The sequence below is a fragment of the Acinetobacter sp. I-MWF genome, assembly GCF_025433935.1.
Taxonomy (GTDB): Bacteria; Pseudomonadota; Gammaproteobacteria; order Pseudomonadales; family Moraxellaceae; genus Acinetobacter; species Acinetobacter guillouiae.
This window is the reverse complement of record NZ_JAMBAR010000001.1, coordinates 1,172,812-1,178,935: the sequence shown is the minus strand read 5'-3', so window position 1 is coordinate 1,178,935 and position 6,124 is coordinate 1,172,812. Positions and strand designations below refer to the sequence as shown.

At 35.5% G+C, this 6,124-nt stretch carries 6 protein-coding genes and 2 pseudogenes; all 8 read right to left on the bottom strand.

The annotated features are described in order from the left end of the window. Window positions 1-981 (bottom strand): annotated as a pseudogene (locus M2R48_RS05635) (fimbrial biogenesis outer membrane usher protein); the annotation flags it as partial. After that, window positions 982-1,215 (bottom strand): annotated as a pseudogene (locus M2R48_RS05630) (molecular chaperone); the annotation flags it as partial. Continuing rightward, a complete protein-coding gene (locus tag M2R48_RS05625; RefSeq protein WP_262085357.1) occupies window positions 1,175-1,594 on the bottom strand; it encodes a spore coat U domain-containing protein in 420 nt (139 codons plus the stop codon). The pseudogene M2R48_RS05630 and the gene M2R48_RS05625, both read right to left, overlap by 41 nt. Window positions 1,595-1,605: 11 nt before the next feature. After that, window positions 1,606-2,160 carry a spore coat U domain-containing protein gene (locus tag M2R48_RS05620; protein ID WP_262085356.1) on the bottom strand — a complete coding sequence of 185 codons (555 nt, stop codon included), beginning with the start codon at window positions 2,158-2,160 and terminating at the stop codon, window positions 1,606-1,608. 60 nt (window positions 2,161-2,220) lie between these two features. Then, window positions 2,221-2,757, bottom strand: a complete 537-nt coding sequence (locus M2R48_RS05615; RefSeq protein ID WP_262085355.1) for a spore coat U domain-containing protein — start codon at window positions 2,755-2,757, stop codon at window positions 2,221-2,223. Between the two features lie 407 nt (window positions 2,758-3,164). Continuing rightward, a complete protein-coding gene (locus tag M2R48_RS05610; protein ID WP_262085354.1) occupies window positions 3,165-3,503 on the bottom strand; it encodes a hypothetical protein in 339 nt (112 codons plus the stop codon). 1,216 nt (window positions 3,504-4,719) lie between these two features. Beyond that, a complete protein-coding gene (locus M2R48_RS05605; RefSeq protein WP_262085353.1) occupies window positions 4,720-5,076 on the bottom strand; it encodes a DUF1304 domain-containing protein in 357 nt (118 codons plus the stop codon). Window positions 5,077-5,141: 65 nt separating this feature from the next. Then, the gene (locus M2R48_RS05600) at window positions 5,142-6,119 is read right to left on the bottom strand and encodes a zinc-binding dehydrogenase (RefSeq protein ID WP_262085352.1); all 978 of its coding nucleotides are present in this window, start codon (window positions 6,117-6,119) and stop codon (window positions 5,142-5,144) included. Window positions 6,120-6,124: the final 5 nt, after the last annotated feature.

Sequence of the window (6,124 nt, the reverse complement as noted above, 5' to 3'; positions counted from 1 at the left end):
GCCTTTACCATTGATAAATGGAACATTATTCAAAATGAAGGGACCTGATTGCACATCGGTTGAATTGGCTTTCTGTCCATTGATCAATAAGTCCACAGTGCTCGGTAAGGCCGCTTGTCCTTTAAACTGAGGTAAAGGATAGGTAATCAAATCTGGACGGGTACCAAAATTACGTTGTAACTGTAATCCACCTAAACGCAGGGAACTTCCCCAAGCGTTTTTACTTCCCGTAATTACATCACCCGCTAAAAATGAGAGTACGCTGACGGGGTCATCATATTGCCAAGTCGTATCATAGCGGTGGTAGCCATCACCATTCTGAGTGGATGAGTCAAAATCAGTTTTGCTATAAACCCCTGAGTTTCTCAGTACGCCATAAGGCGAGAAAAAGCGTTGTTCTGTAAAGAGTGTACTGCTATAGCCACCATTCTCTGGGCGGTAGGTATAAAAGTCATAGTTATTTAATAGACCAATACCCGACTGTGCTGTTTCAGGTTGATACCAAGAATCCAAGCCGCGTATCTGCACTGGCATCCAGCTGGCAGGAAGATCTAGACTAAAATACTGTTGCGCTGAATTGTACTCATACTTCAATTCGGGGATCTGATTGAGGCTGACCCAATCCAAAGCTTTGCCCGAAAAGCCCAAAGTAAATACATCCAGATCAGTCAGGTTTTTTTCTGACTGTTGCTGTAGTGCATCCGCAGGCAGCTTAATCTGCAACTCATCCAGTTTCGACTGCTGGATAAAATAATGATCACCTTTGACAATGACCGGTATCACCTGTCGCGTCGAATATTGATTGATCACCAAGTCCAGATAGAGCTTAAATAAGCTATTTACTTCTAAAACATCTCGCGGTGGCGGGGGTAAACCATTTGCATACACGTTACAGCTCAGCAATGGGATATTCGCAACCAATATCAATGTCAGGCTTATACATAAAAAAGAAGGGGTGTGTAACCCTGATAAATAACCCATTTACCCCCCTCCTTCTTTTTTAATTTCAACCAATTCCTGTTTCACTCCTGAACTGTCAACCCCGTACAAACTGGTTTGACCACTCAGGCTATTGAGTAGTTTGTTGTCTAAATCAAACTTCATGGTGCTGTTTGCCAACACATAACCAAAGGCGGTTTTGCCAAAAGCCATTTGCTCTGAAGTCGGAGTTAATTTAATTCCCGAAAGTCGTGAAAATTTTGAACCGGTATTTTGTCAGTGAGTAAGTACTGCCACTGGCATATTCACCTTGCAAACTACTGTCCTGATAAAGCTGATAAGGTACAAACTCATTCTGCTGGGCATGTTTCATCCGTCGAAAGTTATTTGAAAAGTGATCACCACCATTCAACATGACCTGTACAGGCAAACGTGCAGTACACTGAATATTCCAGCTTTGCGCAGTATTGATGACGGATCCTTTTAATTGCCCCTGCGCCACAACAGGATGACGACCAAAATCAAGTCGCTGTTCGATATTGCTTAGCCCACATCCATTTGCAATGGTTGCTTGGACTTTAAAAGTTGCTTGTGTTTCAGCATAGACCCACTGCACAACCAACATCAGCAGAACACTTAAACCTATTCTTTTCATGATTTTGTTCTTTAAAATTCAATGGTAATTGGAATAGTGTCGGTATATTGCCCAAGCGAGACTGACCGACCATTATTAACAGTTTGCCCCATGAGATTAAGCGTTTGCGGCTGACCATTATTGGTCAAAGTAATGATTTGATTGGGCCTTAACGCTTCCCGAGCAGTTCCATATAAGATGTTGTAGGCAAGGAAATCTGTGCCATTACTGATTGCACGAAAATAATTTGCGCCAAAAGGTGCTGGAACCTTACTGTCATTCTGACCTGCACCAAAGGTAACTTTTATTGGGGCATTGCCAAGGCATTGGATGGTCAAACCTGATGTAGAACCCTGACTTAAGCTGGTCTCTATCACCTGATTAAATGCAGCTGTGGTTTCTCCGAAATTCAGTTGACCGAAATTCAAGCCATTTGTTCCATTACTCACAGATTGATTATTAATCTCACAGGATGACTCCAGTTCAATCTGTACATTTAATTTGGCTGCCAACTGTGCAGCTCCAACGAATGACGAAACAAGACTACAAGCCAACAATCCCACGCATTGTTTAAGCAACAAATGCATACGTTCCTCCTAAAAACAGGCTTGTTTAACAACAAGCCTGTTCACTGTTACGTATACTGATTAGAAATTAACGGTCACCAATAAAGTGTCTGCATAATCACCTTGTGCTTTTGCAGTGCCGCTATTTGCAGCAATTGCACCAAAGATTGGTACATCTTGAGCCACACCTACCGCAGCAGTGAAAGTCTGATTTGTATTAATGGCATATGGATTGGTACGTGCTGCATCACGATAAACGTTATAGTTGACCGTATCCGCAGCAGTTGTATGTTTTAGACTACGATCAGCGCGTAGACCACCATCAATTGCAACAGTAAAGTTAACAGGCGTTGTACCGTCACATTTTACGTTTAAATGGCCACTCGTTGCTGATGAAGCAACTTGAGCTGTAAGGGTATTGGTCCAAGTACCAGAAGTTTTACCGAAATCTAATTCACCAAACTTGTTGATATTTCCATTCACAGTAGAACCTTCAACAGTACAACCTGTTGAAACATTTAGCTTGACATCAACTTGACCAGTCACCGCTGCTTGTGTAGTCGCGATATACCCAATGCTTAACAATGTAGTAAGCGTTAGCTTTGTAAAAATATTCATATTAAATCCCATGATTATGTATTATTTATTAACTTTCACACGAGAAGTGTGAAAGCTTTTACATAATTGCATGTGATAAAGTCGGTGTTCAATAAACAGACTCAGAAATACTAAATCTTCAATATAATATTTTGTTTTTTAAAAATAAATTTATCAAATGGTGTGAATTAAATTATATTAAAGATTAAAACACATAAAAATACACGATAAAAACATGATAATTCTACTGATAATAAAAAATTATTTATTTATAAATCTTCCTTTTATAAAAATAATGTCAAAAAAAAAGCCCATTCAATTTCGGGGGGAAGAATGGGCTGACGATATAGCATTGTCGGATGCTAATCGAAAAATAATGAACGGGAGATTAAAATCTCACAATTTAAGTTTTACTAATTAAAATCAATTTATAAAAACTCATTTCCCTCTTGTAACTCCATTACATCTTGCTCCTCAACACTCAATGAAATATGCAAACCTAATGCAGCAACAGAATTATGAAGAAAATCATTTTCCATGATATCTAAATAAAAATGGCTTTCTCTACTCACCTCCTCATAGAGCCATGCAAGATCATTTTTATGATCTTCCATACAACTCTGTTTAAAACCATTCAGTTCGCCATCAATTTCTTTCCGAAGCATTCGAATAAAATGCTGACGTGATACCTGATTATTTACAGTATAAAAAAAATGAGAGTTTTCACCCATTCCTTTATGAAAAATCATTTCGTAGATCTTCATCATGCACACCCACTACTTATTCGTAGAGTTTTCCACAGCTCAATAGGTTGATGAAAATTTTTTCATTCGAAGTTCGTGTATATTTTTTATCATCAACTTTATAACATTTCAAAGTTAAGTATTTAATTACATTTAATTAAATACACAACCAGCATAAGCTAAATGCATGATTATCATTAAATTACATATTAAAGTCGACTTATTACCAACATTCGCTTTAATTAATATTTACTGTATTGCACCAAGCAAAAAATATGTTAATCTACGAAAAAAAATAAAACCAATTGTAATTTAAACAAAAAAATATCTTAATCATCTACATTTCAGATCAATAAGAATAAAAATACAAAATAATAGATTATTTTTATATTTTATGAGAAGTTAATCAAATAAAATTAAAACCAATTAACCAAATTAAATTTTATAAATAAAAAATCATTCAAAAAATACAAATCAAACAAAAACATAATATTTATTATGTGATAGTTATTTTTATAAAAATACAGATCTACAATTAATCTATTTAAAAATAATAATGCAATAAATTTTAAAAAAAATTTTATATATAAAATTATAACTATTAAAAAAAATTAACAAAAAATTGATAAAAACTAAAAAAATAAGCAAAAAAATTTTATAGCTAAAAATAAAATATCAACACAAGTTACAATTTCATGCCATGATTTTTGATAAAATATAATAATTATACAAATCCGATCTAAATATATAAAGATGGAATACTAGAATTAAAACAGGAAAACTATACTATTTTTACATTTGAAGAATTTCAAAAAGTTGGCTAATATGATCAACAACTCAATATAACCTAATAATAAATAGAAAATTAAAAAATTTTAATTTAAAAAAAGCATTAAATATAAATTTAATTTCAATTTTTTTATAACAATAATTCTTGGTTTTAATTTTGATTATAACCATTTGGGAACCCAAACAAATCTGATTGAGTAAAGTTAAAAAATGATGAATAAGCTAAGTTTATATTCGTTTAAAACTCAATAATAAACCTGAAATATAAGTAATTCTTAACAGGTTACTATACAGAATATAAAGAGATTTATCGTGTGAAGATTGACTCAAGTTGCCAGCTTAAGCATCTTCTATCCACACCTAAGTTGATTGGTTAAAACAAACACCTTAATACTGCTATTTTCATCAAAATATTTTTTGAAAAAAATTAAAGCGAGGCTTCCCTCTTGCTTTAGTAATTCAAATTCACCATAAGTAATGCCAATGCTGCTGGAACTGCTTGTATATAAATAATTTTCTTACTTGCTGTTAGGCCGCCATAAATTCCAGCAACCAATACACAGCCTAAAAAGAAATTCGCTAACGATAAGGCGTAAATTGTAGGTGCACATAAAGACCAAAATAAGCCAGCTGCTAAAAAGCCATTATATAAACCTTGATTTTGTGCCATGACTTTAGTGAGTTGTGCTTTTTCAGGCGTATTCCCAAATGCTTTTAAACCGTATGGTTTGTCCCATAAGAACATCTCTAAAACTAAAATATACACATGTAGTAGTGCAATTAAGGCAATTAAAATTTGTCCAATCATCGCTTTTTTCCTTATTTTAAAAACGCTGATAGATCAGTCTTGCAACTGATCTATGTCAAATACCTTTATGGTTTTAATAACACTTTGCCTTGACGTGCACCTTGGGTTGCTTTGGCAGCAGCTTGTTGAATTTGATCAAAACTAAATACGCCTTCAACAGGCAATATTAATTTTTTCTGAGCAGCTAAAGTCACCAATTCTACAATTAACTCTTTTTTTCGTTCCGCAGACAATTGTTTATTGACTACACTTGCCCAGAAGCCTTTAACTGTCGCTTGTTTAAAAATAAGATCGCCTGATGAAATTTGCATCAGTTCACCCGTCATACTACCAAATGATACCAAAACACTATTTTCACTAAGTAAGGCCAACATTTCACCACTGGCTTTACCGCCAATCGAATCTACCCCAGCGATTAAAGGTTGATCTGCATGTATCGCTTTTACTTGATCTTTCCAATCCGCTTGATCAGTCGCCACTACATTTTGAATACCTAAGCCATTCATTTCTGCAATTGCATCACTACGGCGAACTAAATGAATAACTTTTTGACCGCGAGCATGCGCAATCATTGCAACAGTTTTACCCACAGCACCATTGGCTGTATTTTGGATAAGCCACTGATCTTGTTTTAAATCAATGAAATCTAACAGCATCAGTGCACTAATCGGCATACCAATCAATTGAGCAGCAGTTTCATCATCTATTGCATCAATTAAAGGCACGACACCATGTGCAGGTGCAATAAAGTATTCAGCCCAACTGCCGTGAACTGCTGCAACTGCAACACGTTGCCCGACAGATACCGCATCAACACCTTCACCAACTGCATCAATCACACCAACCGCTTCACTTCCTCCGATCGCAGGAAGTGTTGGTTTATAACCATAATTGCCTCTCACCGTCCAAATGTCATGGTTATGCATCGGAGATAAAATCATTTTAATACGAACTTCACCTGCTTTAGGCTCGGGTTTTGGCATTTCTGCTGCTGCTAATACGTCGACAGGTTCGCCAAAAACTTGATGAATAATACTTTTCATTTGTT